The 25,123-nt window shown below is 63.7% G+C and carries 27 protein-coding genes; 18 read left to right on the top strand and 9 right to left on the bottom strand.

Translation table 11 applies throughout. The features are described from left to right. The first annotated feature begins 120 nt into the window (after positions 1–120). From NKJ73_RS10625 to NKJ73_RS10600, 6 genes are all read left to right on the top strand, one after another. Positions 121–918, top strand: a complete 798-nt coding sequence (locus NKJ73_RS10625) for an ABC transporter ATP-binding protein (protein WP_352569310.1) — start codon at positions 121–123, stop codon at positions 916–918. After that, complete coding sequence (locus tag NKJ73_RS10620; RefSeq protein WP_023676065.1) at positions 915–1,664, top strand: ABC transporter ATP-binding protein; 750 nt, start codon at positions 915–917, stop codon at positions 1,662–1,664. Before NKJ73_RS10625 ends, NKJ73_RS10620 begins: the two co-directional genes overlap by 4 nt. Further along, on the top strand, positions 1,661–2,569 hold the full coding sequence (locus tag NKJ73_RS10615) for a branched-chain amino acid ABC transporter permease (protein WP_352569309.1): 909 nt from the start codon (positions 1,661–1,663) through the stop codon (positions 2,567–2,569). Before NKJ73_RS10620 ends, NKJ73_RS10615 begins: the two co-directional genes overlap by 4 nt. Further along, complete coding sequence (locus NKJ73_RS10610) at positions 2,566–3,543, top strand: branched-chain amino acid ABC transporter permease (protein ID WP_352569443.1); 978 nt, start codon at positions 2,566–2,568, stop codon at positions 3,541–3,543. The genes NKJ73_RS10615 and NKJ73_RS10610 overlap by 4 nt, the downstream gene beginning before the upstream one ends. Continuing rightward, positions 3,540–4,832, top strand: a complete 1,293-nt coding sequence (locus tag NKJ73_RS10605; RefSeq protein WP_352569308.1) for an NAD(P)/FAD-dependent oxidoreductase — start codon at positions 3,540–3,542, stop codon at positions 4,830–4,832. Before NKJ73_RS10610 ends, NKJ73_RS10605 begins: the two co-directional genes overlap by 4 nt. A 76-nt stretch (positions 4,833–4,908) precedes the next feature. Further along, entirely contained in the window at positions 4,909–5,055 is a 147-nt protein-coding gene (locus NKJ73_RS10600; RefSeq protein WP_352452379.1) for a hypothetical protein, read from the top strand. Positions 5,056–5,106: 51 nt separating this feature from the next. Here NKJ73_RS10600 and NKJ73_RS10595 read toward each other — a convergent pair whose 3' ends face one another. The 6 genes from NKJ73_RS10595 to NKJ73_RS10570 form a co-directional block, all read right to left on the bottom strand. Continuing rightward, complete coding sequence (locus NKJ73_RS10595) at positions 5,107–5,943, bottom strand: GNAT family N-acetyltransferase (RefSeq protein WP_352569307.1); 837 nt, start codon at positions 5,941–5,943, stop codon at positions 5,107–5,109. Positions 5,944–5,948: 5 nt separating this feature from the next. Beyond that, the gene (locus NKJ73_RS10590) at positions 5,949–6,689 is read right to left on the bottom strand and encodes an aspartate/glutamate racemase family protein (RefSeq protein ID WP_023676071.1); all 741 of its coding nucleotides are present in this window, start codon (positions 6,687–6,689) and stop codon (positions 5,949–5,951) included. Between the two features lie 2 nt (positions 6,690–6,691). After that, positions 6,692–7,510, bottom strand: a complete 819-nt coding sequence (locus NKJ73_RS10585) for an ABC transporter permease (protein WP_352451583.1) — start codon at positions 7,508–7,510, stop codon at positions 6,692–6,694. A gap of 4 nt (positions 7,511–7,514) precedes the next feature. Next, positions 7,515–8,426, bottom strand: a complete 912-nt coding sequence (locus tag NKJ73_RS10580) for an ABC transporter permease (protein ID WP_023676073.1) — start codon at positions 8,424–8,426, stop codon at positions 7,515–7,517. 203 nt (positions 8,427–8,629) lie between these two features. Then, positions 8,630–9,919 carry an ABC transporter substrate-binding protein gene (locus NKJ73_RS10575; RefSeq protein WP_352569304.1) on the bottom strand — a complete coding sequence of 430 codons (1,290 nt, stop codon included), beginning with the start codon at positions 9,917–9,919 and terminating at the stop codon, positions 8,630–8,632. A 36-nt stretch (positions 9,920–9,955) separates the two neighbouring features. Then, positions 9,956–11,044 carry an ABC transporter ATP-binding protein gene (locus NKJ73_RS10570; RefSeq protein ID WP_352569303.1) on the bottom strand — a complete coding sequence of 363 codons (1,089 nt, stop codon included), beginning with the start codon at positions 11,042–11,044 and terminating at the stop codon, positions 9,956–9,958. Positions 11,045–11,302: 258 nt separating this feature from the next. Between NKJ73_RS10570 and NKJ73_RS10565 the strand changes: the two genes are divergently transcribed. Beyond that, positions 11,303–12,016 carry a GntR family transcriptional regulator gene (locus tag NKJ73_RS10565; protein WP_023676076.1) on the top strand — a complete coding sequence of 238 codons (714 nt, stop codon included), beginning with the start codon at positions 11,303–11,305 and terminating at the stop codon, positions 12,014–12,016. 7 nt (positions 12,017–12,023) lie between these two features. Here NKJ73_RS10565 and NKJ73_RS10560 read toward each other — a convergent pair whose 3' ends face one another. Continuing rightward, positions 12,024–13,121, bottom strand: a complete 1,098-nt coding sequence (locus NKJ73_RS10560; protein WP_352569302.1) for a lactonase family protein — start codon at positions 13,119–13,121, stop codon at positions 12,024–12,026. 190 nt (positions 13,122–13,311) lie between these two features. Here NKJ73_RS10560 and NKJ73_RS10555 point away from each other — a divergent pair, with 190 nt between their 5' ends. Genes NKJ73_RS10555 through NKJ73_RS10515 form a run of 9 tightly spaced genes read left to right on the top strand, consistent with a single transcriptional unit; the run spans position 13,312 to position 20,846 of the window. Further along, a complete protein-coding gene (locus NKJ73_RS10555; protein ID WP_023676078.1) occupies positions 13,312–13,863 on the top strand; it encodes a MaoC family dehydratase in 552 nt (183 codons plus the stop codon). Between the two features lie 3 nt (positions 13,864–13,866). After that, positions 13,867–15,027 (top strand): CaiB/BaiF CoA transferase family protein, encoded by a 1,161-nt coding sequence (locus tag NKJ73_RS10550; protein ID WP_352569300.1) that lies wholly within the window; start codon positions 13,867–13,869, stop codon positions 15,025–15,027. A gap of 20 nt (positions 15,028–15,047) precedes the next feature. Beyond that, positions 15,048–16,190, top strand: coding sequence for an extracellular solute-binding protein (locus NKJ73_RS10545; RefSeq protein ID WP_352569442.1), 1,143 nt, complete (start codon positions 15,048–15,050; stop codon positions 16,188–16,190). Between the two features lie 20 nt (positions 16,191–16,210). Continuing rightward, positions 16,211–17,038 (top strand): substrate-binding domain-containing protein, encoded by an 828-nt coding sequence (locus NKJ73_RS10540; RefSeq protein ID WP_352569298.1) that lies wholly within the window; start codon positions 16,211–16,213, stop codon positions 17,036–17,038. After that, positions 16,969–17,397, top strand: coding sequence for a type 1 periplasmic-binding domain-containing protein (locus NKJ73_RS10535; RefSeq protein ID WP_352569297.1), 429 nt, complete (start codon positions 16,969–16,971; stop codon positions 17,395–17,397). The genes NKJ73_RS10540 and NKJ73_RS10535 overlap by 70 nt, the downstream gene beginning before the upstream one ends. Before the next feature lie 57 nt (positions 17,398–17,454). Further along, positions 17,455–18,192 (top strand): ATP-binding cassette domain-containing protein, encoded by a 738-nt coding sequence (locus tag NKJ73_RS10530; RefSeq protein ID WP_352569295.1) that lies wholly within the window; start codon positions 17,455–17,457, stop codon positions 18,190–18,192. Then, positions 18,185–18,928 (top strand): ATP-binding cassette domain-containing protein, encoded by a 744-nt coding sequence (locus NKJ73_RS10525; RefSeq protein ID WP_352569293.1) that lies wholly within the window; start codon positions 18,185–18,187, stop codon positions 18,926–18,928. The genes NKJ73_RS10530 and NKJ73_RS10525 overlap by 8 nt, the downstream gene beginning before the upstream one ends. Next, complete coding sequence (locus NKJ73_RS10520) at positions 18,925–19,875, top strand: ABC transporter permease (protein WP_352569291.1); 951 nt, start codon at positions 18,925–18,927, stop codon at positions 19,873–19,875. The genes NKJ73_RS10525 and NKJ73_RS10520 overlap by 4 nt, the downstream gene beginning before the upstream one ends. 5 nt (positions 19,876–19,880) lie before the next feature. Next, positions 19,881–20,846 carry an ABC transporter permease gene (locus NKJ73_RS10515; RefSeq protein ID WP_352569289.1) on the top strand — a complete coding sequence of 322 codons (966 nt, stop codon included), beginning with the start codon at positions 19,881–19,883 and terminating at the stop codon, positions 20,844–20,846. A gap of 68 nt (positions 20,847–20,914) precedes the next feature. On the opposite strand, the gene NKJ73_RS10510 is transcribed toward NKJ73_RS10515, so the two are convergent. Beyond that, complete coding sequence (locus tag NKJ73_RS10510; protein WP_352569287.1) at positions 20,915–21,751, bottom strand: amidohydrolase family protein; 837 nt, start codon at positions 21,749–21,751, stop codon at positions 20,915–20,917. A 91-nt stretch (positions 21,752–21,842) separates the two neighbouring features. After that, positions 21,843–22,607 carry an IclR family transcriptional regulator gene (locus NKJ73_RS10505; RefSeq protein ID WP_352569285.1) on the bottom strand — a complete coding sequence of 255 codons (765 nt, stop codon included), beginning with the start codon at positions 22,605–22,607 and terminating at the stop codon, positions 21,843–21,845. A 159-nt stretch (positions 22,608–22,766) separates the two neighbouring features. Between NKJ73_RS10505 and NKJ73_RS10500 the strand changes: the two genes are divergently transcribed. Continuing rightward, positions 22,767–24,083, top strand: a complete 1,317-nt coding sequence (locus NKJ73_RS10500) for a type 2 periplasmic-binding domain-containing protein (protein WP_352569283.1) — start codon at positions 22,767–22,769, stop codon at positions 24,081–24,083. A 142-nt stretch (positions 24,084–24,225) separates the two neighbouring features. Beyond that, positions 24,226–25,122 (top strand): carbohydrate ABC transporter permease, encoded by an 897-nt coding sequence (locus tag NKJ73_RS10495; RefSeq protein ID WP_352569280.1) that lies wholly within the window; start codon positions 24,226–24,228, stop codon positions 25,120–25,122. Position 25,123 lies beyond the last annotated feature (1 nt).

Genomic DNA, 25,123 nt, shown 5'->3' with positions numbered 1-25,123 from the left:
TCCCGGTCTTGGCCGTTTTCGGCTTGCGGAAGAAATTAAAGCCGAATAGCGTGATCAAAGCAAGCGTGATCACAAATCAAATCATAGGCGATGAAGGTCGCTTTTCGGCCAGAGGAATTGATGAGCGACACGACGGAACGGCAGGAGGAGATCCGTACGCCGGTCCTCACGGCCAGGAACGTCCTCAGACGCTTCGGCGGCCTGGTCGCGGTCAACAATGTCTCGTTCGACGTCCGGCCGAGCGAAATACTTGGCCTTATCGGCCCGAACGGCGCCGGCAAGACCACGATGTTCGACCTGCTCGCCGGCAGCATTCTGCCGACCAGCGGCGAAATCCTCCTCAACGGCGTATCGGTGTCGGGGGAAGCTGCCCATCGCCGCATTGGCCGCGGCCTTGGCCGCACGTTCCAGATCCCCCGGCCCTTGCCTAACCTGACGCTGATCGAAAACGTCATGCTGGCCGCGCAAGGGCAGGCCGGAGAAAAACTGCTCGCCAATTTCCTGACGCCCCGGCGGGTCGCTGCCGAAGAAAGGGCTGCCGAGACAAGAGCCGTCGAACTGCTCGAGCTCGTCACGATCGCTCACCTCGCGCACGAACCTGCGCGCGTGCTTTCAGGCGGCCAGCGCAAGCTGCTCGAGTTGGCCCGCGTGATGATGGCCGACCCGGCGATCATCCTGCTCGACGAGCCGGCGGCCGGGGTCAACGCAACCCTGCTCGAGGTCATTATCGACCGCATCCGCGACATCAATGCGCGCGGCATCACCTTCCTGCTGATCGAGCACAATATCGACATGGTGACGCGGCTTTGCCACCGCGTGCTGGTCATGGCGAGCGGGCAGCTTCTGTGCGAAGGCACCCCGGAGGAGGTGGCGCGCGACCCGCGCGTCATCGAGGCCTACCTCGGAGGCACGGCATGAGCCAAAAGGTACTCGATGTCCGCGATCTCGAAGCCGGCTACGAGCCTGGCGTTCCGATCGTGCGCGGCGCTTCGATCACCGTCGACCAGGGCGAGATCGTCGTCGTTCTCGGTCCCAACGGCGCCGGCAAGTCGAGCCTTATCAAGGCCATCGCCGGCCTTGTCCCGATCACCGGCGGCACGGTGCTGCTGGACGGCAAGAATATCACGGCGTCGCCCGCTCACATCATGGTCCGCCTTGGCCTTGCCTTCGTGCCACAGACAGAGAACATCTTCCCGCTGATGTCGGTCGAGGACAATCTCAGGGTCGCCTGCGGCATCCTGAGGCCGCGCGAGGTCCCAGCCCGCATCGAGGAAATGTATGCGGCCTTTCCCGATCTCGCCCGTCAGCGCAGAACGGCCGCGGGCAATCTGTCGGGTGGACAGCGGCAGATGCTGGCCGTCGCCCGGGCGTTGATCGTCCATCCCAAGGTGCTGGTGCTCGACGAGCCGTCGGCCGGCCTGTCGCCGAAATTCGTGGCGATGGTGCTCGAGATGCTGGCCGGCATCCGAAAGTCCGGCGTCACCATTCTGCTGGTCGAACAGAACGCCAAGGCAGCGCTTGCCATTGGAGACCGCGCCTATGTGCTGGTCGAGGGCAAGGAGCGGCACCAGGGCGTCGCCTCCGAGCTCTGGAACGACCCGGTCGTCGCTGAACTCTATCTTGGCCAGCGCCGCCTCGACCTTGGACAAGGAAGCGCGGCATGAACCTGCAATTCGTCGTCGACGGACTGCTGGCAGGGTCGATGATCGGCCTCGGCGCCATCGGCGTGACACTCACCTATTCGATCCTGCGCTTCTCGAACTTCGCCCATGGCGACTTCATGGCCTGGGGCGCCTATGCGACGCTCGCCGTGGTTGGCGCCATTGGCGCGATTTTCGGCAAGATCGCGCCGATCGCGCCCCTCTCCTTCGGTTGGCCGCTGATCGTCGCGCTCATCATCGGCATGGCGGCCACCGGCCTGCTGGCGCTGGCGCTCGACATCGTGCTGTTCGCGCGGCTGCGGGCCAAGGGTCAGGCGATCATCGTGGTGATGGCGAGCTTCGGCGCCTCGATGGCGCTGAGAAGCCTGCTCGAATTCATCTTCACCTCGCGTCCGACCTATTTCAGCCGGGCGATCCAGATCGCCATGCCGATAGGTTTCGGCATCCGCATCACCCCGGACCAGATCGCGCTGCTGTTGCTGACCGCCGTGCTGGTGCTCGGCGTGCATCTCCTGATGACGCGGACCCAGACCGGCCGCTCGATGCAGGCATTGAGCCAGAACGCGGCACTTGCCCGCATCGTCGGCATCGACGTCGCCAGGGTGGTGCGCGTCACCTGGATCATCGGTGGCGCGCTGGCCTGCGTCGCCGGCGTCATGATCGGCATTCTCATCCAGATCCGCCCGTTCATGGGTTTCGAGATGCTGCTGCCGATGTTCGCGGCCGCCATCCTCGGCGGCATCGGCAGCGTGCCCGGCGCCGTTCTCGGCGGCCTGATCATCGGCATGGCCGAAGCCGGCGCGGTGCAGCTGATCGGCGCCGAATGGCGGGCAGCCGTCTCGTTCATCATCCTGATGGCGGTGCTGTTCGTGCGGCCCATCGGCCTTTTCGGAGTGAGGGAACGCTGATGGATCTGCTCGGCTACGGCGCCTTCTTCCTGACCACCGCGCTGATTTTTTCGCTCATCACGCTCGGGCTCAATCTGCAATGGGGGCTGACCGGGCTTTTCAATGTCGGGGTCGCCGGCTTCGTTGCCATCGGCGCCTACACCTCGGCGCTGCTGACCACGCCCGACGATGCCGCGCGCCTGGGCGGCTTCGACCTGCCGATCCTTATCGGCTGGCTTGGCGCCATGCTGTTGGGCGGCGTCGCCGCCGCCATCACCGGCATTGCCACGCTACGTCTGAGATCGGACTATCTGGCGATCACTACTTTCGGCGTCGCCGTCGTCGTGCAACTGGTAGCGCTCAATGCCCAGAAGCTGACCGGCGGGCCGTTCGGCATCGGCTTCATTCCGCGTCCGTTCGGCGGTCTTGCCGAAACGCCGTTGCTGTTCAACCTTTCGAACCTTGCGATCGTCTCGGTGGTGACGCTGATCGTCTATCTCGCGCTGGAGCATCTGTCGCGCAGCCCGTGGGGGCGCGTGTTGAAGGCGCTTCGCGAGGATGAGCGGGCCGCGATATCCCTAGGCAAAAGCGCACGGTTCTACCGCGTCCAGGCCTTTGCCGTCGGTGGCGCCATCATGGCGCTTGCCGGTGCGCTGCAGGCGCATTTCACCGGCTTCATCGCGCCGGACAATTATTTGCCGGCGCTGACTTTCCAGGTCTGGGTGATGCTGATCGTCGGTGGCTCGGGCAGCAACATCGGCGCCGTCATCGGCAGCATCCTGGTCTGGGCGATATGGGCCGGATCGGGAGCCTTGACCAGTATGTTGTTCTCGCCCGAACAACAGGCCCGCGCCGCTTCGCTGCAGATCGTCGCCATCGGCGTGATGCTGTGCGTCATCCTTCTGGTCAGGCCGAACGGCCTGTTTGGCGACAGGCCGCGGCGTCCAAGGTTCGGCAAGCGTGCACGCGTGGCCTCGAGCGAGAGCGGCTCATGAACGCTGTGACCCGGCCGCACGGCGTTTCCCTTTGGCATGCCGTCAGCCGCAGTCGCCGCGACCGGCCCACCCTCGAAGGCGCACTCGATGTCGATCTGGCAATTGTCGGCGGCGGGTTTTCAGGCCTTTCCACCGCGCTGCACAGTGCCGAGAAAGGCATCTCGGTTGCCGTCCTCGAGGCGGAAATCATCGCCTGGGGGGCAACCGGCAGGAATGCCGGCTTCGTCGTGCCGAATTTCGCGAAAAGAGACCCCGACGATATCATTGCCCAGCTCGGGCCCGAACGCGGCGAACGCCTTGTCGATTTCGCCGCCGGCAGCGCCGACCTCGTCTTCGACCTGATCAGGCGGCATGCCATCGAATGCGATGCCGTCCAGAGCGGCTGGATACAACCAGCCCATTCACCGGCCGCTTTGCAAAAGACCAGATCGCGCGCCGAACAATGGGCACCACGCGCAAGGCCGGCTGTTGCGCTGGATAGACAGGCGGTCGAAGAGCTGACCGGCGTTCGCGGTTATCTCGGCGGCTGGATCGACAGATCGGGTGGCGTCCTCAATCCGGTCGAATATGCGCGCGGATTGGCCGACGCGGCGGAAAAGGCCGGAGCGCGCATCTTCGAGCATACGCGTGTCGCGTCGATCGATCACATAGGCGATGGTTGGGCTTTGAAGACGGCCTCCGGTTCGGTACGCGCAGGAAAGGTGCTGGTCGCCACCAACGCCTATGGCGGAGCGCTGGATCGCGCGTTGCAGCGAACCTATTTCCCGCTGAAAATCTTCCAGATCGCGACAGCGCCGCTGCCGCGCGAAATACGCACTCGCCTGCTTCCTGGCGGGCAAGGCGTCGGCGACACAAGACGCAATCTCTTCACCTTCCGCTTCGACGGCGAAAACAGGCTGATAACCGGCGGCATGCATATTTTTGGTCCCGGCGCCGACGCCCGCGTGCCGCGGGCGATCTGGCGGCGACTGGCCAAGCATCTCGATCTTCCGGAAATCCCGCCGCTTGAATATAGCTGGTCCGGGATGGCTGCCGTCGAGCCCGACTTCCTGCCGCACCTCGTCGATCTCGGCCCCGGGCTGATCGCCGGCTTGGCGTGCAACGGACGCGGCATCGCCATGACCACTGCGATGGGCAAGGTGCTTGCGGATTGGGCTGATGGAACAAAACCTCAGGATTTGCCGCTGCCGTTTGCGCCGCCGTCGCCGATCCCGTTCCATAGCCTGATGCGGCATGCACCAAACATGGTGCTCCCCTGGAGCATGCTGCGCGACCGGCTGGATGGCTGATCGACGTGCGTCTCCGGCCGCCGTCCTGATACCCGAACTGCTAGACTCGCCCACATCATGTTGTTAACGACAGCGGATGAAGCAGAACTATCTTTATCTCATCATCGGCGCTTTGGCCGTCGCCGTTATTGCGTTGGGGATTTACGTTTATCGCGAGGAGACTAGGCCGAAAGGCGTGGAACTTCGCATCGACGATTCCGGCATTTCAGTTCAGGAGAAATAGACCGCGTAGTCCTGTTGCCCGACTTTGCACTGGAAGTCGGCTTGTACCGCCTCACCCCAACTCCAACGTCGTTATCGCAAAAACTCCGGACTGCACGAGCTGCGGCGCCTTTCCCTTGTACATCCGAGCCGTCTCGAAGCCCGGCTGAAGGCCTGCGGACGACAGCAAGTCTGCAAATTGCCGGCTGGTTTCGGGAACGTCGAGATGGACGTTTCCGGGACCGGACATGTGCGCGAGCGCGGCGAAGAGATGGCTTGCCGCGTCCAGGCTGTCGGCAAAGAGCGGGCCGATCTTGCAGCCGTCCCGGCATTGGCGCGCGACGCCGTATCCCGCAATGGCGCCGTGCTTGAGGATCGCAAGCGCCATATGCGGCGGGCGCAGCCAGTGTTCCAGGAAGGATCGCCTCGGACCGGGAAAGAAGCGGCGGTCATAGTCCAGTATGTCCGGCACGAGTTCCGGCCCTATGGCGCGAATGTCGTTGCCGACGGCTGCCGGGACATTCGGTGACCCCATGAACCGGATCGTCCGGTAGGCCGGTGCAAAACCCATGCTGCGGTAGTTGGCCTGCTGTTCGACGACACCGTCGAGGCCGATCGTGCGCTTGCCGAGCCGCGCTATGCCGGCATCCCAAACGACCTTGCCATGGCCTTGGCCACGCTTGTCCGGCCGGCAGATGTAGAGGCCGATGAAGCCGAAACCGTCGCCATAGGCAACGGCCGAAATGCCGGCCGCCATCTCGCCATCGATAAAGGCACCGATGAAGCCCTGCGGGTCGGCTGCCTGAAACAGCGCGGCATCGTTAAGGCCGGGATTCCAGCCTTCCGCCGCCGCCCAATCGACAAGGGTTTGCACTTCTTCACGTGCGAGCGTTCGGATCGTTCGGGGCATTGCGATCACTCGGCGGCGCCAGGCGCGAAGGATTTCAACGCGCCATGATAGGACTTTGCCAACGGGCTTGCATAGGCGCCGCGCTTGGATGTCGTCAGGCCAAGGGCGATCAAGGCCTCGGCCTGTTTCACGGCAGCGCCCACGCCGTCGATGACCGGAAGCCCGAATTCCCGCTGCAGCGCCGCCGCCAGATCGGCCATGCCGGCACAGCCGAGCACGATCGCCTCGGCGCGATCCTCGTCGATGGCGCGCGCAATCTCGTTGCGCAGCCTGAGCAGTGCGTCGGACGCCGGATCTTCGAGGGCAAGAACCGGGATGTCGGCGGCGCGCACACGCGCGCGCCCTGCCATGCCATAGCGCTGCACCAACCCTTCGACCGGCACGCGCGAACGTCCGGTGGTGGTGACGACGGTGAAGCGCTGGGCGATGAACGAGGCCGTGCTGAGCGATGCCTCGCAAATGCCGATGACCGGAATGTTGGCCATGGCGCGCGCGGCATCGAGGCCGGTGTCGTCGAAACAGGCAATGATCGCGGCTTGCGCGCCCGAGCGTTCGCCGGCGGCGATCTCGACCAGCAGGCCGGGCACGGCAAGTGCTTCATCGTAATAGCCTTCGATCGATACAGGTCCCATCGACGAGGTGACGGCAACGATCTTCGTCGATTGAGCAGCGACCGATCGGGCGGCGACCGCGATAGTATCGGTCATGCTGGCGGTGGTGTTTGGATTGACGACGAGGATCTGCACTGTCAGGCACGCTCGCGGCGGCGGCCGACATAGACGATTGCGCCGAGCGTCAGCAGGATCACCAGGAAGGAAAACACGGTCGTCACGGTGCCCAGCGCATAGAGCACCGGCGTCGTGACATTCGTCGTCATGCCGTAGATTTCGAGCGGCAACGTGTTGAACGTGCCCGAGGTCATCAGCGTGCGGGCGAACTCGTCATATGACAGAGTGAAGCCGAACAGGCCGACGCCGATCAGGCTGGGCGCGATCATCGGCAGCACGACATGGGCAAAGGTCTGCCACGACGATGCTCCGAGATCGCGCGCGGCTTCCTCATAGGCTGGCGAGAACCGGTTGAAGACAGCAAACATGATCAGCACGCCGAAAGGCAAGGTCCAGGTCAGATGGGCGCCGAAAGCGGAGGTGTACCAGGCGGGGCGGAAGCCGATCTGCTGGAAGACGACGCCGATGCCGAGACTGATGATGATCGACGGCACGACCAGGCTGGCGACGGCCAGATAGAACAGTGCGGTTGCGCCGCGAAATTTCTGCCGGAAGGCCAGGCCGGCGAGCAGCGACACGGCGACAGTGACGACCATCACCATCAGGCCAAGGACGAGCGAGCGTTTGAAGCTGCCGCCGAAGTCGCCGACCGCCTGGCGCTCGAACAAATTGGCGAACCAGTGCAGCGACACGCCGTTCAGCGGAAATGTCAGACCGCCGTTCTCGCCCTGGAAAGAGAGGATCAGGATCGCCGAAAGCGGGCCGTAGAGGAACAACACGAAAAGACCGAAGAACGCCGCCAACACATAGAATTCGAGGGTGCGCTTGTCCTGGCTCATCGCCTCACAGCTCCTTGCGGATGTCGACGATGCGCAGGATGCCCGCGACCATCAGCAGCACCAGCACCAAGAGCACGACGGCGTTGGCGGCGGCTGCCGGATATTGCAGCAGCGACATCTGGTTCTTCATCATCAGCGCGACGGAGGCGCTCTGCCCGCCGGACATCACCTGCACCGTCGAGAAGTCGGCCATCACCAGGGTGACGACGAAAATGGTGCCGATCGCCATGCCGGGCTTGGCGAGCGGAATGACGACGTTCCACAGAACCTGCCAGCCGGAAGCGCCGGCGTCGCGCGCGGCTTCTATCAATGACTTGTCGATGCGCATCAGCGTGTTGAAGATCGGCGTCACCATGAACAGCGTATAGAGATGCACCATGGCCAGCACCACGGCGAATTCGGAATAGAGCAGCCATTCGATCGGCTTCGGGATCAGCCCCATTTGCACCAGCGTCGAGTTGACCAGGCCATTGCGGCCAAGCACCGGAATCCACGAGATCATGCGGATGATGTTGGAGGTCAGGAACGGCACCGTGCAGACAAGGAACAGCACCATCTGCATGGCCGTGGTCCTGATATGGAAGGCAAGGAAATAGGCGACCCAGAAACCGATGAACAGCGTCAGCGCCCAGACGATGGCGGCGTATTTCAGCGTATTCAGGTAGGTTTTCCAGGTGACCCAGGAGCCGAGCGTGTCGGAATAATTGGTGGTCAGGAAATCCGGATACATCGCTGCGAAATCGTAATCCCAGAATGAGACCACGGCGATCATCAGAATTGGCAGCAGGAGGAACGCGCCGAGGATCAGGGCAAGTGGTGTTGCCTGGAGATAGGGGACGAGGGCGCCGATCGAGAGCCGGCGGCGTCTGGCGGGTTTGGCGGCGGCGGTGGCGGGGCGTTCGAGCGCGGCTGTCATGAACATCTCGGTATAAGTCAGCGATGCGGCGAAGCCGCCTTTCCTTCTCCCCCTTGTGGGAGAAGGTGGCCGAGCGAAGCTCGGTCGGATGAGGGGTGTTCCAGCTTGGCACCAACAGCGCTCCGGCCGGCACCCCTCAACCGTCTTGGCGCTGCGCGCCAATCCACCTTCTCCCACAAGGGGAGAAGGGGAAGACGTTGTACCTACGCAGCGATGAACTCGTTCCAGCGCTTCACCATGTAGCGGTCTTCGTCCATGACCGAGTTCCAGCAGGCGACCTTGCCCATGCGCTCTTCGAAAGAGCCGCCGTCACGCACGGCGCCAGCCTTTTCCATGACCTTGCCGTCCGGCGACAGGATATCGCCCTTTGCCGGCTTGCCTTCGATCCAGTAGCCCCACTCGTCCTCGGACATGAACTTCTTGGCCGACACCATGTTGGCCGAGTAATAGCCCTGGCGGTTGAGATAGCCGCCAACCCAGCCGGACGTGTACCAGTTGATGTATTCATAGGCGGCATCGAGTTCGGCGCCGGAGAGATGGGCTGCCAGGCCAAGCCCGCCACCCCAGGACCGGTAGCCTTCCTTGAGCGGCTGGAACCGGCACGCGATGCCCTTGGAGCGGACCGCGGCCACGGCCGGCGACCACATTGACTGGATCACCACTTCGCCTGAAGCCATCAGGTTGACGCTCTCGTCGAAGGATTTCCAGAAGGCGCGGAACTGGCCGGCTTGCTTGGCCTTGATCAGGAAGTCGATCGTCTTGTCGATCTCCTCCTTGGTCATGTTGCCCTTGTCGGCGTATTTGATGTTGCCGGTGGCTTCCATGATCATCGCCGCATCCATGATGCCGATCGACGGGATGTTGAGGATGGCGGTCTTGCCCTTGAAGGCCGGATCCATGATGTCGGCCCAGGTGGTGATATCGCGGCCGACGAGGTCGGGGCGGATGCCGAGCGTATCGGCATTGTAGATCGTCGGCACCATGGTGAACCAGTTGGTCGGCGCCTTGGCGAAGACCTTGCTGTCCTGCGCCTCGACGTAACCGACCGTGTGCGGCGCGGTGCCCTGGGCGATAACGCTGTCCGGCGCCAGCTTGCCGGTTTTGAACAGCGGCACCAGCTCGTCGTAATATTTCAGCTTGGTGACATCCATCGGCTGCAGGACGCCTGTCGGGAACACCTTCTTGCAGATCCAGTATTCGATGTCGGCGATGTCGTAGCTGTCGGGCTGCGTCACGGCGCGCTGTGCGGCGGCGTCGGAATCGGTTGCTGTCATCTCCAGCGTGATGCCGAGATCGGCCTTGCACTTGTCGGCGATGGCATTGAGGTTGGATACGCCGGTGCCGAACTGGCGCAGCGTGATGTTCGATTGCGCCCAGATGGTCGGAAAGCCAGATATGGTGCCGGAACCGGCGGCGAAACCGACGGCGGCGGCACCTGTCTTGAGCAGCGAACGTCGCGATATTCCAGTCTTCTTGTCGGTGGTGTTGGTCATGTTCAGTTCCCCTGTTTTGATTGGTTATGCTGGATTTCAGGAATCGAGACGACCAAGGACGATCGCGTCCTCGGCGTCCCAGGCGATCGGCACTGCGTCGCCGACGGCAACCGGGCTGGCGAAGAAGCTGGTGTCGTCGACGATTACGGTGAAATCCTCGATGCCGGCGCCATTGACCGAGAGCTTCACGGTCGAACCGCGGTACTCGACGTTTGAAACGATGCCGGTGAAGCCGAGCCCGGCTGCCGGCGGCTCGCCGATGCGCACGTGGTCGGTGCGAATGGCGATGTCGATGGGTTCCCCGGTCTCCCTGCCCTGCCCGCTGGCCGCGAGCGTGACGCCGCCGGGCACATCGAAAACGACCATGCCGTCGCGACTGCCGGCGACGCGCCCGGAGATGACATTGTGGTCGCCCATGAAACGAGCGACGAAGGCCGTGGCCGGCCGCTCGAACACCGTGCGAGGGTGCGCCGCCTGCTCGATACGGCCATCGTTCATCACCACGATCAGGTCGGCCAGCGCCATCGCCTCTTCCTGGCTGTGGGTGACGTGGACGAAAGTGATGCCGAGCGACGTCTGCAGCTTCTTCAGTTCGGCTCGCATGCGGATCTTCAGGAAAGGATCGAGCGCCGAAAGCGGTTCGTCGAGCAACAGCGCCTCGGGATCGGTGATCAATGCGCGCGCAAGAGCAACGCGCTGCTGCTGCCCGCCGGAAAGCTGCGCCGGGCGGCGGCTGGCATAGGCCTCCATCTGCATCAGCTTCAGCATGTCGAGTGCCTTGGCGCGGCGCTCCTCCTTGCCGACGCCTTTCATCTTCAGGCTGAAGGCGACATTGTCGATCAGGTCGAGATGCGGAAACAGTGCGTAGGACTGGAACATCATGGCAGTGCCGCGCCTGGCCGGCGGCAGGTCGGTGACCACTGTGTTGCCGAGACGCACGTCGCCACTCGATATGCTCTCGTGCCCGGCGATCATGCGCAGCGTCGAGGTCTTGCCACAGCCGGACGGACCGAGCAGGCAGCAATAGGTACCCGCAGGGATTTTCAGGCTGATGCCTTCGACGGCAGTCGTCGCGCCATAGACTTTCGAAACGGACACAATGTCGATTTCGGCGGCTTTGGACATCCAGCTTCCCCTTTGGTCGGATTAGCCAAAGCATCATGCGTGCCAGTTGCGCGCCGCCGCACCAACCGACTGAATCCTCGAAGAAATCAGGGCCGCCTCTATATAGCTGCCGATACGTCGCCCTTGTGCAATGCACAAATTATAGGCGATTGCCGCCGATCTTCGCAAAGATCGTATGCAATCTTTTTCATCTCTGTATTCACTTTGTCTCTCGTCCAAGCGATGCGATTCAGGGTAGAAGAACGCAGGACCACTGCCATGAACATTGCCGACCAGACCTTCCCTGCTATCGAGGCCGCCAACGAGGATCGCGCGCAGGCGATCCGCGACCAGTTGCGCGACGCGATCGTCGATCGCCGGCTAGCGCCGGGAACAAAGCTATCCGAAGGCGAAGTCGGCACGCTGTTCGATGTCAGCCGCACCGTGGCGCGTGCGGCACTGCAGATGCTTTCCTTCGAGGGATTGGTGCGCACCGAGCGCAATCGCGGCGCCTTCGTCGCCAATCCGTCGCCGGAGGAAGCGCGGCAGGTTTTTGCTTCGCGCCGGCTCATCGAACCAGGCATCGCGATTGCCGCCGCCGGACGGATGACGCCGGCGCATGTCGCCGCGTTCAAGGCCCAGCTCGACGAAGAAGGCCGTTTCATCGCCGAACGCGGACCGAACGCAAGGCGATCGGAGATCAAGGCGTCGGGGGATTTTCACCTGCTTCTGGCGTCGGTCGCGGGAAACGTCATCCTGCAGCGCTTCATGGAGGAATTGGTCGCTCGTTCATCGCTGGTGATCGCACTCTATGGCCGCTCGGGCATCTCGAGCTGCGGCCACAACGAACACACGCAGATCCTCGAGGCGCTGGAAAATGGCAATGCCGAACGCGCCAGCGCGCTGATGCTGCACCACATCGACCATATCGAGGCCGACCTCGATTTGCGCGTCAGGAGCGGCCCGGCACTCAGGCAGGCGCTCGAGTTCTGAGATCGCGTCAACGCACGATCCTCACGCACATCGGTGTGCCAATCTCGATGGATCGGCCGGTGTCGGTCAGCCGGCCGGTTGCGGCATCACGGGCGAAAATCGAGATGCGGTCGGCATTCTGGTTGGCCGAGAACAGATGGCCGCCCGAGGGCGTCAGTGCCAGATTGCGCGGCGTGGCGCCGCCGCAAGGCGTATAGCCCACAAGGGCAAGCCTGCCGGTTTGCTGGTCGATCGAAAACACCACTATGCTGTCATGGCCGCGGTTGGAGCCGTAGAGAAAGCGGCCGTCAGGCGAGATCTGGATGTCGGCGCAGTGATTGCCGTCGCGCGCCTCGGGCGGCACGGCCGGCTTGCTGTCGATCACCGTAAGCTTGCCTGATGCTTCGTCCAGCGCCAGCGAGACAACCGTCGAATCCAGCTCGTTCATGACGAACACGAAGCGACCGCCCGGATGCAGTGCGAGATGGCGCGGACCCGCGCCTGGCGCAAGCGCCGACTCGGCGAGCTTCGTCAGGCTGCCGTCTGAGCCGATGCGATAGGACACCAGCCGGTCGATGCCGAGGTCAGCGACGATCGCCATGCCGCCGGCAACCGTCTCGGTTACGCTATGGGCATGCGGCCGCTCCTGGCGGGCAGGATCTGGTCCGGTCCCGCTATGGGCAACGCTCGACAACGGCGCTGTCAGGCCGCCATTCTCACCCAACCCATAGACCACGACCGAGCGATCGGGGCCGCCCTCGCCCATGCCGTAATTGGCGACCAGCAGCTTCGTCCGGTCGCGCGTGATGGCGTTGTGCGCCGTGATGCTGCCCAGCGTCGGCTGCTTGTTGATGTAGGACAGCGTGGCGGTCTGCCTGTCGAAACGGTAGGCCGAGACCACCCCTTCGCGCCAGGTGAACACTTCTGAGTTGGCATAGATGTGGGAGCCGTCCGGCGTCACCGACAGGAAGGTGGGATTGTCGATGTCTCCCGTCTCGGCCAGTTTCTTCGTCTGCAGCGTCCCTTCGTCGAAACTGTAGACACCCAGCCCGATGCCGCGCGCGCCCTGAAAATACGGGGCGTCGCGATTGAGGCTGCCGACGAAAACCAGACAGGCATTCTGCATCACTTCCTCCCTTGTTCCGCCGGCATTGGCCCCGACGGAGCAGGCAAAATTTCGCCTGTTCACGCTTGCAACACAACCCCATATGTGAAAATACTATTCACAAAAGAAGATTGACGGGAGGATCGATCATGCATTTCGCTGGTCTGCGGCGCGCCCTGATGGACGATTCCCGCTCCCAGAGGAAGTCGTCATGAGCGGTTTCGCGCCAACCGTGGGCGTGGCATCGACACACCCCGCCAACATGCCTAGGAATCACGCCGACCTTCCCGTCTGGAACGCGGAGAACTGGTTCTACGAAGACTGGCCGGTCGGCCAGAAGATCCGCTCGCTGCGCCGGACCATTGCCGAGGGCGACAGCCATCTCTTCAACACGCTGGTGCTCGACATCCATCCATACGTGCAGGACCAGATGTTCGCCGAGACGCAAGGCATTTTCGGCAAGCGGCTGGTGGCAGGGGCCTTCGTGTTCTCAGCCGGGCTCGGTCTCGTCGCCACCAATTGCATCAACGCCTTTTCGTATGGCTACGACAAATTGCGCTTCATCAAGCCGGTGTTCATAGGCGACACGATCTATTCGATCCGCTCCAACCTCGACAAGAAGCCAAAATACAAGGAAATGGGGCTGATCCGCGCCAGCTATGAAGTCTTCAAGGGTGAAGGCGAGCTCGTGCTTTATTGCGAGCACCTGCAGACGGTGAAGTACCGCAATCCGGCCGATTTCGCCGGCAAGACGGAGAAATAGGCAATGGCTGCCATTGCCGAACTGCCGCTGACCGGGCTCATCGTTGTCGATATGAGCCAGTTCTTGTCCGGGCCTTACTGCTCGCTGCGACTACTCGACCTCGGCGCTCGCGTCATCAAGATCGAACGGCCGGACGGCGGCGATCTGTCGCGCCGGCTCTATCTCAGCGACACCGAGATCGGCGGCGATTCCACCATTTTCCATGCGATCAACCGCGCCAAGGAAAGCCTTGCCATCGACTTAAAGGACGAGGCCGACCTTGCGGCGCTGCGCGGCCTGCTGGCCAAGGCCGACGTGCTGATCCAGAATTTCAGGCCCGGCGTCATCGAACGCCTGGGCTTCGATTACGAGGCGGTGCGCAAGATCAATCCGCGCCTGGTCTATGCCTCGATCAGCGGCTATGGCGAGGAAGGCCCGTGGGTCAAGCGGCCCGGGCAGGATCTGCTGGCGCAGGCCCGCTCCGGCGTGATGTGGCTGAACGGCGACGAGGACCAAGGGCCGGTGCCCTTCGGCCTGGCGATCGCCGACATGCTGGCGGGCTCCGCCGCCGCGCAAGGCATCCTCGCCGCACTGGTGCGGCGCGGCGTGACCGGCAAGGGCAGCCATGTCGAGACCAGCCTGCTCGAAGCGCTGGTCGACTTCCAGTTCGAGGTGCTGACCACGCATCTCAATGACGGGCGCCGGCTGCCGCGGCGGTCGAGCTTCCGCAGCGCGCACGCCTATCTCTCGGCGCCCTACGGCGTCTATCCGGCCAAGGGCGGCTATCTGGCGATCGCCATGACGCCAATCTCGAAACTCGCCGATCTCCTCGGGCTCGAGGAGCTTGCGCCCTATCGCGACCAGCCGTCGACCTGGTTCACCGCCCGCGACGAGATCAAGGCGATCATCGCGCAAAAGATCGCAACGAAGACGGTCGACGAATGGCTTGCCATTCTCGAGCCTGCCGACATCTGGTGCGCCAAGGTTTTGACCTGGCCGGAAATGATGGCCAGCGAAGGCTTCCAGGTCCTCGACATGCTGCAGACGGTGACGCGCGAGGATGATGTTTCGATCCTCACCACGCGCTCGCCGCTCAGGGTAGACGGCATCCGCGCGAAGGTCGAGCGGGCCGCGCCACGCATCGGCGAGCACAGCGCAAAAATCCGCGTGGAGTTCGGGCTGTGAGCGACGTCACGCTCAAAGGCATGACCTGGAGCCATCCGCGCGGCTATGACCCGATGGTCGCCTGTTCGAGACTGTGGAAGCAACAAACTGGCATCGCCGTTGAATGGGACAAGCGCTCGCTGCAGGATTTCGAATCCTTCCCGGTCGAGGAACTGGCCCGTGCCTACGACCTGATCGTCGTCGACCATCCGCATGTCGGCCAGATCACCGCCGAGAATTGCCTGGCGCCGCTCGATGTCGCCGGCCGGGAAGCCGAACGTGCAGCACTTGCGGCGGGCAGTGTCGGCCGGTCCTTTCCGAGCTACGACTGGCAAGGCCGGCAGTGGGCGTTTCCGATCGACGCGGCCAGCCAGGTGCAGGCATGGCGGCCCGACATGCTTTCGGCTGCGCCGGCGAGCTGGGCCGATGCCCTCGATCTGGCCCGGCAAGGCCACGTGCTGTTGCCGCTCAGGCCGCCGCATTCGCTGATGGTGTTCTACACGCTTGCCGGCAATCTCGGCCGGCCCGCCGGTGAAGGCCCTGGCGACCATGTGGATCCGGCAGCGGGCAAGCAGGTCTTCGAGATGATGCGCGAGATCGCAGCCCTCGTCGACCCGGCCTGTCTTGGCATGGATCCGATCGCGGTTCTGGAGCAAATGGCCGGATCCGGCTCGCGGATCGCCTGCGCGCCGCTGATCTATGGCTATGTCTCCTATGCCATCGCCGGGTTTCGACCCAACCGCCTGGCTTTCGCGGATATCCCGGCCGCTGGCAATGCCGGCCCCAAAGGCTCGGCGCTCGGCGGCACCGGCATTGCCGTGTCGGCCTTTTCGAAGGCCAGGCAGGCGGCAATCGACTTCGCCTACTGGATCGCCAGCGGTGACGTGCAGCGCGGCCCTTACGCCTCGGCCGGCGGCCAGCCCGGCCATGCGGCAGCCTGGACGGATGCCGCCGTCAACGCCGCCGCCGGCAATTTCTACAAGGACACCCGGGCCACGCTCGAAGATGCCTGGGTGAGGCCGCGGCACGACGGCTACATGGCGTTCCAGCAGGCGGCGTCCGATCGCATCAATCTCGGCCAGAGCGAAAGGCACAATGCCGCTCGCGTCGTTGCCGATCTCAATCGCCTGTTTCGGGAGAGCCTTTCGACGCAGGTGTCCGGCGTTGCCGGCGGAGGAGCCTGAACAACCGAACGGAGGAGAACATGAACAGCCTGATCCGCGGCCTTTTGGCCGCAACCGCACTTGCATCGGTCACGACCATAGCCTGCGCTCAAGACGTTTCGGGCGTGATTGCTGGATTGCCGACCGAACTGAAGGCACAATATGACGGCGCGCCGCAAAAGGTGCTGCCGTCGGCCTGGGATAATTTCACGCCGCCGTCAAAGCCGTGGAAATGGTGCCACTCCGAGTCCTACCAGGGCAATCCGTGGCGCGTCACCGTGACCAAGGAGTTGAAGCGGCTGGTCGACGGCCTGATCGCCGACGGCACCGTGGCGAGCTTCGAGGTGTCGGATTCCAACAACGACGCCAGTCAGCAGATCAACCAGATCCGCGCCTTCATCGACAAGAAATGCTCGATCATCACCTCGATCCCCGGCTCGGCAACGGCGCTGGACGACGCCATCGATGCCGCAGCCAAAGCCGGCATCCCCTTCATCACGGCAGCTGGGTCTGTGACCAGCCCGAATGCGATCAACGTCGATTCCAACTATGCGCGCTGGGGCTACGACATGATGACCGCGATCGGCAAAGCAATGCCGGACGGCGGCAGCGTGCTTCTGGTCGAAGGCATTGCCGGTCACCCGATCGTCGTGCAGGAGCGCCAGGGTGCCGACAAGGCGCTGGCCGAAAATTCAAAGCTCAAGGTCTCGCGCACCGTCAACGGCAATTGGACGGCCAACGTCACCAAGACGGCGGTGCTGCAGGCAATCGCCACCAATCCGGCGCCGATCGATGCAGTGTGGACGACGGGCAGCGAAAGCCGCGTCGTCGCCGAGGCCTTTGCCGAGCCGGCCGCCCTGCCCCGCTGATCACCGGCTCGATCACCGGCGATGCGCTCGGCTACTGGAAGGCCAATCCCGACAAATACCGCTTCGAAGGCCATGCGGTTCTGCCGCACTGGACGGCCGAGACGCTGTTTCGTGTCGGTGCGCGTATGCTCGAGGGCCAGAAGCCCAGGCTCAACACGCTGCTGATCCCGATTCCGCCGGTGCACAATGCCGACCTCGGCGCCTGGTACAAGGACTGCATGACGCCGGACGCCGTCTCGATCTTCCCGGTCCCGCCGAAGGATCCGATGCCGGAGGAATGGCTCGATGCCTATTTCGCCAATCCGGCACCGACCAAGGGCTGGGACTATTCGAAGGTGCCGGACGCCTGCGCCAAGTAGCATTTATGAGGGCCGGCTCCGCACCAGCGGTGCCGGCTTTCTCCATCAGGATTGCTCATGCTGGAAGTCCAGGCCATCTCGAAACGCTACGGCGAAACGATTGCGCTGGCCAATGCCTCCATCGCATTCCGCGCCGGCACGATCCACACCATCCTGGGCGAGAACGGTTCGGGCAAGAGCACCCTGGTCAAGCTGCTGTCGGGGATCGTGCAGCAGGACAGCGGCGCGATCCTGCTCGACGGAGCGCCCTTTACCGGCCTCTCGCCGGCGGCGTTCCAGACCGCCGGGTTGGCCACCGTGTTCCAGGAAGTGCTGATCGCGCCTGACCGTTCGGTGACGGACAACATCCTGCTCGGCCTCGACGGCCTGCTGACGCGCACCGTGCCGCGCGCCGAGCGGCGGCAACGCGCGCAAGCGGTGCTGAAGCGCTTTGCGGTGACCGAGATCCCGCTCGACCAGTTGGCCGGGCAATTGCCGCTTGCGGTTCAGCAATTGGTAGTGCTCGCCCGCGCTGTGGTCCGCAGCCCGCGCATTCTCATCCTTGACGAGGTTACGGCTGCGCTCGACTTTGCCGATCGCGAGGCGGTCTTTGCCATGATGCGCAAGCTTGCTTCGGAAGGCTGCCTGATCCTGTTCATCACCCATCGCATGGACGAGGTGATGTCGCTTTCGGACCGGATTTCCGTGCTGCGCGGCGGCAGCGTGGTCACGACTGAGGAACGCGGCACGTCCACCGCATCCGAACTTCTCAAGGCAATGGCGCCACGCACGGCGGCGGAGCTGGCGCATGGCTGATCGCGCCAGCCTTTCGGTGCGCGGCCTGGTGATCGCGCCGGGCGCAAGCCCCATGACGCAAACCATTGGGCCGGGCGAGATCGTCGGCCTTGCCGGCCTCGACGGCCACGGACAGGAGCGGTTCCTGAAAGTGCTGGCCGGCCTGGAACGCCCGGCCGGCGGCGAGGTGACCGTCGAGGCGCCAACCGGAGCGCGCGCGATCACCAATTTCCGCAAGGCGGTCGCCGGCGGCATCGCCTATTTGCCGCGCGACCGGCGCACCACCGGCATTTTTCCGACCCAATCGGTGCTCGACAATTTTGCCGTCTCGACGCTGTCGCGCGATATGCGTTTCGGTCTGCTCAGCTTCGCCGCGCGGCGGCAGCGCTATGAGAGCTACCGGGACAGACTGTCGATCATCGCGCCACGGCCGGACGCCCCGATCACCACGCTTTCCGGCGGCAACCAGCAGAAGGTGCTGCTGGCCCGCGCATTGGCGCTGGAACCGGCGATCCTGCTCCTCAATGATCCGACGCGCGGTGTCGACGTGGCGACGCGCCATGTCCTCTACGATGTGTTTCGTGGACTGGCGGCGGACGGCATGGCTCTGGTCATCCTGTCGAGCGAGATCGAGGAGATCCTCCTGCTTTGCCATCGCGTGCTGGTGTTCCGCGAACAGCAGGTGGCGGCTGAAATCACCGGAGACGCGATGAAAAGCGATACGGTGATCGCCGCCATGTTCGGGCGCGCCGCATGAGCGGGTTGCGGCGCATGGCGGCGCGATGGCGCGGCGCTGGCTTTGCGGCAGTGCTGCTGGTCATCCTGATCGCGGTCAATCTGCTGCTCAATCCGGCGCGCTTCCATCCTGCCGCCTGGGGCGCGCTGATCGGGCTCGCCGCGCCGCTGATCGGCGCAGCGGTCGCCTCGGCTCCGGTGATCCTCGCCGGGCGCGGCGGCATCGACATTTCCGTCGGGCCATTGATGGGCTTCGTCAATGCGATGGTGATCCAGCTGCTGTTTCTCAGGCTCGGCATGTCTTCGCCGCTGGTCATCGTGCCGGCGGCGCTTCTGATCGGCGCGATCGTCGGCGCCGCCAACGGCTTTCTGGCGACCATCGTCCGCATCCAGCCGATCGTCGCAACGCTCGGCACCTATCTGATCCTCACCGGCATGACGCTGACCATCCTGCCGGCGCCGATCGGCCCGGCGCCGGGCTGGCTGAAGGCAATGGCCGGACCCTGGTCGGCGCTGCCGCTGGCGCTGATCTTGCTGTTCTGGTGGCTGGTGCGGCAGACGCCTTATTACGACCAGCTGATGGCGGTGGGCAGCGACGATCGCGCCGCCTACACGGCCGGCGTTCAGGTCACCAAAGTGCGTTTCATCGCCTATGTCATGACCGGCATACTTGCCGCCTGCGCCGGCCTGATGCTGACCGCGCTGATCGGTTCGGCCGACCCCAATATCGGGCCAACCTACACGCTGATCGCGATTGCCGCGGTGGCGCTCGGCGGCGTCAGCCTTGCCGGCGGGCGCGGCGGGCTCGCCGGCGCCGCCATCGGCGCTGTCGACATCTTCCTGCTGCAGAGCGTGCTGACCGCCTTCAACGTCTCCACCTATGTGCTGCAGATCGCCTATGGCGCGATCCTGGTTGTGGCCGTCATCATGACGGCGCTGCAGGAGCGGCTCTCGGCACGGAAAGGCTGAGAAGCATGAGCCAGACCTGGCTCCAATCCACCAATGCCCGCGTCGCCGGTGCCTTTGCGGTCGCTGTCGCCTTGCATCTCCTTGGCACCTTGCTCATCCCGGGCTACTCCCAGCCGTTCGCCATCCGGGCGCTGCTGGTGATCGCCTCGCTGCTGGCGGTGGCATCGATCGGCCAGACCCTCGTCGTCATCCTCGGCGGTATCGATCTGTCGATCCCGTTCATCATCGGCTTTGCCAATGTCGTTGCCGCACAGCTCTACGGCGGCGGCTGGAATTTTGCCCTTGTCTGCACAGTCGTCGTCGTGCTCGCCATACTGATCGGGGCGCTGAACGGCCTGATCTCGCGTGGGCTCGATATCCACCCGCTGATCGTCACGCTCGGCACTGGCATGATCGTGCAAGGTGCCGTCCTGTTGTGGACCGGTGGCTTTCCATCCGGATCGGCGCCTGCCGCGGTTTCCGCCTTCGTTTCGATCGGCGGTTCGGTCGGACCGCTGCCGGTGCCGGGGCTGGTGCCATGCGTCGCGGTGCTGACCTTGCTGGTGGCGCTGGTGCTGGCGCGCACGCCATACGGCCGCCGTCTCTACGCCCTCGGCAGCAATCCAGGTGCTGCGCCGCTGGCACTGATCGATCCGGTCCGCATGTGGACCGTGACCTATGCCGCGAGCGCCTTCTTCGCCGCCGCGGCCGGCGTGCTGCTGCTCGGCTTCACCGGTTCGGCCTATGGCGATGTCGGCCAGCCCTATCTGTTCCAGACGATCGCGGCAGTGGTGGTCGGCGGCGCCGCCCTTGTCGGCGGCCGCGGCAGCTATTTCGGCACCATTGCCGGCGTGCTGGTGCTGACGGAGATCAACACGCTGCTGATCGGCCTCGGCTTCCGGCCCTCGACCGTGCAGGCGGCACTTGGCCTGGTCATCGTGCTCCTGGTTTCGCTCTACGGTCGCGAGCGGCACGTCTCGGCGACGATCTGAGGCCACCTATTCGTTTGAGCCGCATTTGTGCGACGCCGAGTGATTCCATCACTTGGCTGCAAAATGCTCTACAAACTCCACAGCCGCTTGGCGTTGCCGGACAGCAGTTGTTGCCGTTCATCGGTGCTGGTGCCGGCAAGCAACGCATGCGTTGCCGCAATCCAGGTCGCAAGCCCGCCGCCAAGCGTGCAGACCGGCCAGTCGCTGCCCCAGACGACCCGGTCCCAGCCGAAGCATTCGATGGTGTGCTCGACATAGGGAAGCAGCGTTTCGACAGTCCAGGATCCGGCATCCGCATAGGCGACCACACCGGAAATTTTGCCGACGACGTTCGGGCGCCGCGCGATCTCCGCCATGTGCTCGCGCCAGGGGTGCTCGGCGCCACCCTTGATGTCGGGCACGCCGCAATGGTCGAGCACGAACTGCACGTCCGGCGCGAGGTCGGTGAGTGCAATCGCCTTGGGGATCTGGTGCGGCAGAACGACAAGGTCGAAGGTCAGGCCGCTGCCGGCAAGCCGCTTGATGTTTTCACGAAACAGCGCGCCCTCCGAAAGCTCGTCCGGCATGACGTGCAGCACGCGGCGAAAGCCCTTGACGAAAGGATCGGCGCGCTGGCGCTCGAGATAGGCGGCAAAGCCGGGCTCTTCCGGACGGCAGGAGGCAATTGCCCCCCGCAGCAAGCTGGCCTTCTCCCGCGACAGCGCTTTGACACGGCCGGTTTCGGCCTCGATGTCGGCAGGATCGACATCGACCTCCATATGCAATGCGCCCTCGATGCCGGCGCGGCGGGCCTGGACTGCATATTCGTCGTAGGAGAAATCGCGGTTGAGTGCCGGCACGCCGGCCAGCCAGGGATAGCGCAGCGCGGACTGATCGATCAGGTGCAGATGGGTGTCGAAGATCATGGCGGCGCGCTCCTCCTTGGCGACTTCGAGATCATCTCACGGAGAAAATCTTCATTCAAATAAGAATTCATCGCGATTGCTTGACGGTCGATCACGCCAGTTGCGACAGCTTTTCGGTCGCTGCCAGCAGCAGCTCAATCGTCCTCGTAATGTCGGGCGCCTTGGGTGCGTTGACCAGGGTTATGTAGGGGATCGACAGCGCGGCGATCGCCCTGCCGTCCGAACCAAGAACCGGTGTCGACAGGTTGAAGACACCGGCGGTCTGCATCGATGCCATCATCTCGTAGCCGCGTTCCCGGATCTGGTCGAGGCGGGCAAAGAACTCCGGCGATTGCGGTGGCTTGTCGGTGCTGCGCAGATGTTCTGAGATCATCATCTGCCGCTCTTCCGGCGGGCGGAACGCCAGCAACACATGGCCGGAGCCGGTGTCGAACAGGCTGATATGCGAGCCGACGCGGATCGAGATGCCCCAGTAATCCGGCGCTTCCTGCTGTGCAATCACCACGGCGGAGCCGCGATCGAAGACGACGAGCTGGTTTGCCTGCTGCGAGGTTTCTGCCAGCTCGCGCATCAGCGGGGTCGCATAGGAAACCAGCCGGCGCACCGGCGCGTGCAGCTGCGCCAGGCCAAACAGCTTGAGCGTCAGCGAATAACGGTCGCCATCCGGCCGCGTGACGTAGCCGCGCCGCACCAGCCGGTCCAGCATGCGGTAGAACTCGTTCGGGCTGCGGTCGAGCTTCTTGGCGATTTCCGCCTGCGTCAGGCCGCCGTCGACGCCGGCCAGCAGCTCGAGAATGTCGAGCCCCTTGTCCAACGCCGGCGCTCGATAGCGGTCGTCTTCCTCGTCCTCTGCCATTGGGCTTCTCCAGTGAATTTCACCTTTCATATACGCATAACGGCATTGCTTCCGGAAGAACTTTCGGCTTGACGATGCTATAAATGTTTTGTTTGTATATGAATGAAGCTGCCGATCAGCCCTCGCTATGGATCGACGCAGACTCTTGGGAGGATACCAATGACGAAACTGTTTTGCGGCCTGTCGGCCGGCGTAACGCTGCTCGCACTGGGTGCGAGTGCCCTTGCTGCCGACCTGCCCGGCAAATTCGACGGCGTCACCATCGACGCCAAGCTGATCGGCGGCCAGCAATATGAAGGGCTGTACGCACGCATCGGCGAATGGGAAAAACTGACCGGCGCCAAGGTCAACGTGATCTCGAAGAAAAATCACTTCGAGCTCGACAAGGAAATCAAATCGGACATCGCCTCCGGCAGCATCAACTGGTGCGTTGGGTCGAACCACTCGTCCTTCGCGCCGCAATATCCTGATATCTACACCGACCTCTACAAGCTGCTGCCGAAGGAGGAGATCGACGCCTTCGTGCCGTCGACGATCAAGGCCTCGACGCTCGACGGCAAGCTGGTGATGCTGCCGCGCGCGCAGTTCGACGTGTCGGCGCTCTATTACCAGAAGAGCCTCTACCAGGACGAAGCCAAGAAGGCCGCCTACAAGGCCAAATACGGCAAGGAACTGACACCGCCCGACACCTGGGACGAGGTCGCCCAGCAGGCGGAATTCTTCGCCAGCCCGCCCGATTTCTACGGTACCCAGTTCGCCGGCAAGGAAGAGGCGATCAACGGCCGCTTTTACGAGATGCTCATCGCCGACGGCGGCGAATACCTCGACAAGGATGGCAAGCCGGCCTTCAACTCGGAAGCCGGCGTGCACGCGCTCGACTGGTTCGTCAATCTCTACAAGGCCAAGGCGGTGCCGGCCGGCACCACCAACTATCTGTGGGACGATCTCGGCCAGGGCTTTGCCTCGGGCACCGTCGCCATCAACCTCGACTGGCCGGGCTGGGCAGGCTTCTTCAACGATCCGAAGTCGTCGAAGGTCGCCGGCAATGTCGGCGTGAAGGTGGCGCCGAAGGGATCGGCCGGCATTCGCACCGGCTGGTCGGGGCACCACGGATTTTCGGTCACCGAAAACTGCGCCAGCAAGGAAGCCGCGGCGTCGCTGGTCTGGTTCCTGACCAATGAGGACAGCCAGAAGCTCGAGGCGGCAAGCGGCCCACTGCCGACCCGCACGGCGGTGTGGGACTGGGACATCCAGCAGGCGGCCAACGATCCTTACAAGAAGGAAGTGCTGGCGGCTTTCCAGGAAGAGGCAAAGCACGCTTTTGCCGTGCCGCAGACACCTGAATGGATCGAAATCTCCAACGCCGTTTATCCCGAATTGCAGGCCGCCATCCTTGGCGACAAGACCTCCAAGCAGGCGCTGGACGACGCTGCCGCCAAGGCCACCCAGATCCTCGAGGACGCCGGCAAGCTTTGACCATTCTCCCAAGGGGGCGCCGCGCTCATCGAAGAGCGGCGCCCCCGAACTTTTTGCGAACCATGCGCAACACGCTTTGTCTTGATCCCAGCTCGCCGATGGCGGCCTTCGGTGTCCGGGCACCAACCAGAACCGGATCGCCATGAAAGGCTGGAGACCTTCGCCGCCATTGCTGCTCCTGCTGCCGGCGGTGATCGTTCTGGCGGCGGTGGTGGTGGTGCCGCTGCTGCTTTCGCTCTATTCCAGCTTCACGCCGTTCCGGCTGACCAGGCCGGAGACGTTCTGGGTCTTCATCGGCGCGCGCAACTACGTCACCATCTTGACCAGCCGCGCTTTCTGGGTCGCTTTTGCCCGCACCGTGGTGCTGCTGACGGTGGCGCTCAACCTGGAAATGCTGATCGGGCTCGGGCTGGCGCTGCTGGTGGAGAAGGCATCGCGCGGCCAGCGGATCCTGCGCACCATCATGATGTTTCCGATGATGTTTTCGCCGATCCTCGTCGGCTTCCAGTTCAAATTCATGTTCAACGACAATATCGGCCTGGTGAACAACGCCCTGCAGGGGCTCGGCCTGACTGACCGCGCCATCCCGTGGCTGATCGACGGCAATCTCGCCTTCATCGCCATCCTGACCGCCGAGATCTGGTCGTCGACTTCGGTGTTCGCGATCCTGATCCTGGCCGGGCTGCTGGCGATGCCGCGCGAACCGGTCGAGGCAGCCCGCGTCGACGGCTGCACGCCGTGGCAGACATTCCGCTATGTCACCTGGCCGTTCATCATGCCGTTTGCTTTCATTGCCATGACCATCCGCTCACTCGACGTCGCGCGCGCCTATGACATCGTCAAGATCATGACCGACGGCGGCCCCGCCGGCCGCACTGAACTGGTCTGGACGCTGGTCGCCCGCACCGCCTATGGCGATGCCAGGATGGGCCTGGCCAATGCCATGGCCTATTTCTCGATCCTGCTGTCGATCCTGTTCACCGTCTATTTCTACCGCAAGCTCGCCGCGGCGCGGACGCAGATCGCGGCGGAGTGGTGAG

The sequence above is a fragment of the Mesorhizobium sp. M0074 genome (assembly GCF_040322975.1).
GTDB lineage: Bacteria > Pseudomonadota > Alphaproteobacteria > Rhizobiales > Rhizobiaceae > Mesorhizobium.
Note: the sequence above shows the minus strand (reverse complement) of the source record. Positions and strands in the feature narration are given on the sequence as shown.

Bases quoted from the DNA above. Each gene is read 5' to 3' on its own strand.
- NKJ73_RS10625 (WP_352569310.1), top strand. From the start codon at position 121: ATGAGCGACACGACGGAACGGCAGGAGGAGATCCGTACGCCGGTCCTC.
- NKJ73_RS10620 (WP_023676065.1), top strand. From the start codon at position 915: ATGAGCCAAAAGGTACTCGATGTCCGCGATCTCGAAGCCGGCTACGAG.
- NKJ73_RS10615 (WP_352569309.1), top strand. From the start codon at position 1,661: ATGAACCTGCAATTCGTCGTCGACGGACTGCTGGCAGGGTCGATGATC.
- NKJ73_RS10605 (WP_352569308.1), top strand. From the start codon at position 3,540: ATGAACGCTGTGACCCGGCCGCACGGCGTTTCCCTTTGGCATGCCGTC.
- NKJ73_RS10600 (WP_352452379.1), top strand. From the start codon at position 4,909: ATGAAGCAGAACTATCTTTATCTCATCATCGGCGCTTTGGCCGTCGCC.
- NKJ73_RS10595 (WP_352569307.1), bottom strand. From the start codon at position 5,943: ATGCCCCGAACGATCCGAACGCTCGCACGTGAAGAAGTGCAAACCCTT.
- NKJ73_RS10585 (WP_352451583.1), bottom strand. From the start codon at position 7,510: ATGAGCCAGGACAAGCGCACCCTCGAATTCTATGTGTTGGCGGCGTTC.
- NKJ73_RS10580 (WP_023676073.1), bottom strand. From the start codon at position 8,426: ATGACAGCCGCGCTCGAACGCCCCGCCACCGCCGCCGCCAAACCCGCC.
- NKJ73_RS10575 (WP_352569304.1), bottom strand. From the start codon at position 9,919: ATGACCAACACCACCGACAAGAAGACTGGAATATCGCGACGTTCGCTG.
- NKJ73_RS10570 (WP_352569303.1), bottom strand. From the start codon at position 11,044: ATGTCCAAAGCCGCCGAAATCGACATTGTGTCCGTTTCGAAAGTCTAT.
- NKJ73_RS10565 (WP_023676076.1), top strand. From the start codon at position 11,303: ATGAACATTGCCGACCAGACCTTCCCTGCTATCGAGGCCGCCAACGAG.
- NKJ73_RS10560 (WP_352569302.1), bottom strand. From the start codon at position 13,121: ATGCAGAATGCCTGTCTGGTTTTCGTCGGCAGCCTCAATCGCGACGCC.
- NKJ73_RS10555 (WP_023676078.1), top strand. From the start codon at position 13,312: ATGAGCGGTTTCGCGCCAACCGTGGGCGTGGCATCGACACACCCCGCC.
- NKJ73_RS10550 (WP_352569300.1), top strand. From the start codon at position 13,867: ATGGCTGCCATTGCCGAACTGCCGCTGACCGGGCTCATCGTTGTCGAT.
- NKJ73_RS10545 (WP_352569442.1), top strand. From the start codon at position 15,048: ATGACCTGGAGCCATCCGCGCGGCTATGACCCGATGGTCGCCTGTTCG.
- NKJ73_RS10540 (WP_352569298.1), top strand. From the start codon at position 16,211: ATGAACAGCCTGATCCGCGGCCTTTTGGCCGCAACCGCACTTGCATCG.
- NKJ73_RS10530 (WP_352569295.1), top strand. From the start codon at position 17,455: ATGCTGGAAGTCCAGGCCATCTCGAAACGCTACGGCGAAACGATTGCG.
- NKJ73_RS10525 (WP_352569293.1), top strand. From the start codon at position 18,185: ATGGCTGATCGCGCCAGCCTTTCGGTGCGCGGCCTGGTGATCGCGCCG.
- NKJ73_RS10520 (WP_352569291.1), top strand. From the start codon at position 18,925: ATGAGCGGGTTGCGGCGCATGGCGGCGCGATGGCGCGGCGCTGGCTTT.
- NKJ73_RS10515 (WP_352569289.1), top strand. From the start codon at position 19,881: ATGAGCCAGACCTGGCTCCAATCCACCAATGCCCGCGTCGCCGGTGCC.
- NKJ73_RS10510 (WP_352569287.1), bottom strand. From the start codon at position 21,751: ATGATCTTCGACACCCATCTGCACCTGATCGATCAGTCCGCGCTGCGC.
- NKJ73_RS10505 (WP_352569285.1), bottom strand. From the start codon at position 22,607: ATGGCAGAGGACGAGGAAGACGACCGCTATCGAGCGCCGGCGTTGGAC.
- NKJ73_RS10500 (WP_352569283.1), top strand. From the start codon at position 22,767: ATGACGAAACTGTTTTGCGGCCTGTCGGCCGGCGTAACGCTGCTCGCA.
- NKJ73_RS10495 (WP_352569280.1), top strand. From the start codon at position 24,226: ATGAAAGGCTGGAGACCTTCGCCGCCATTGCTGCTCCTGCTGCCGGCG.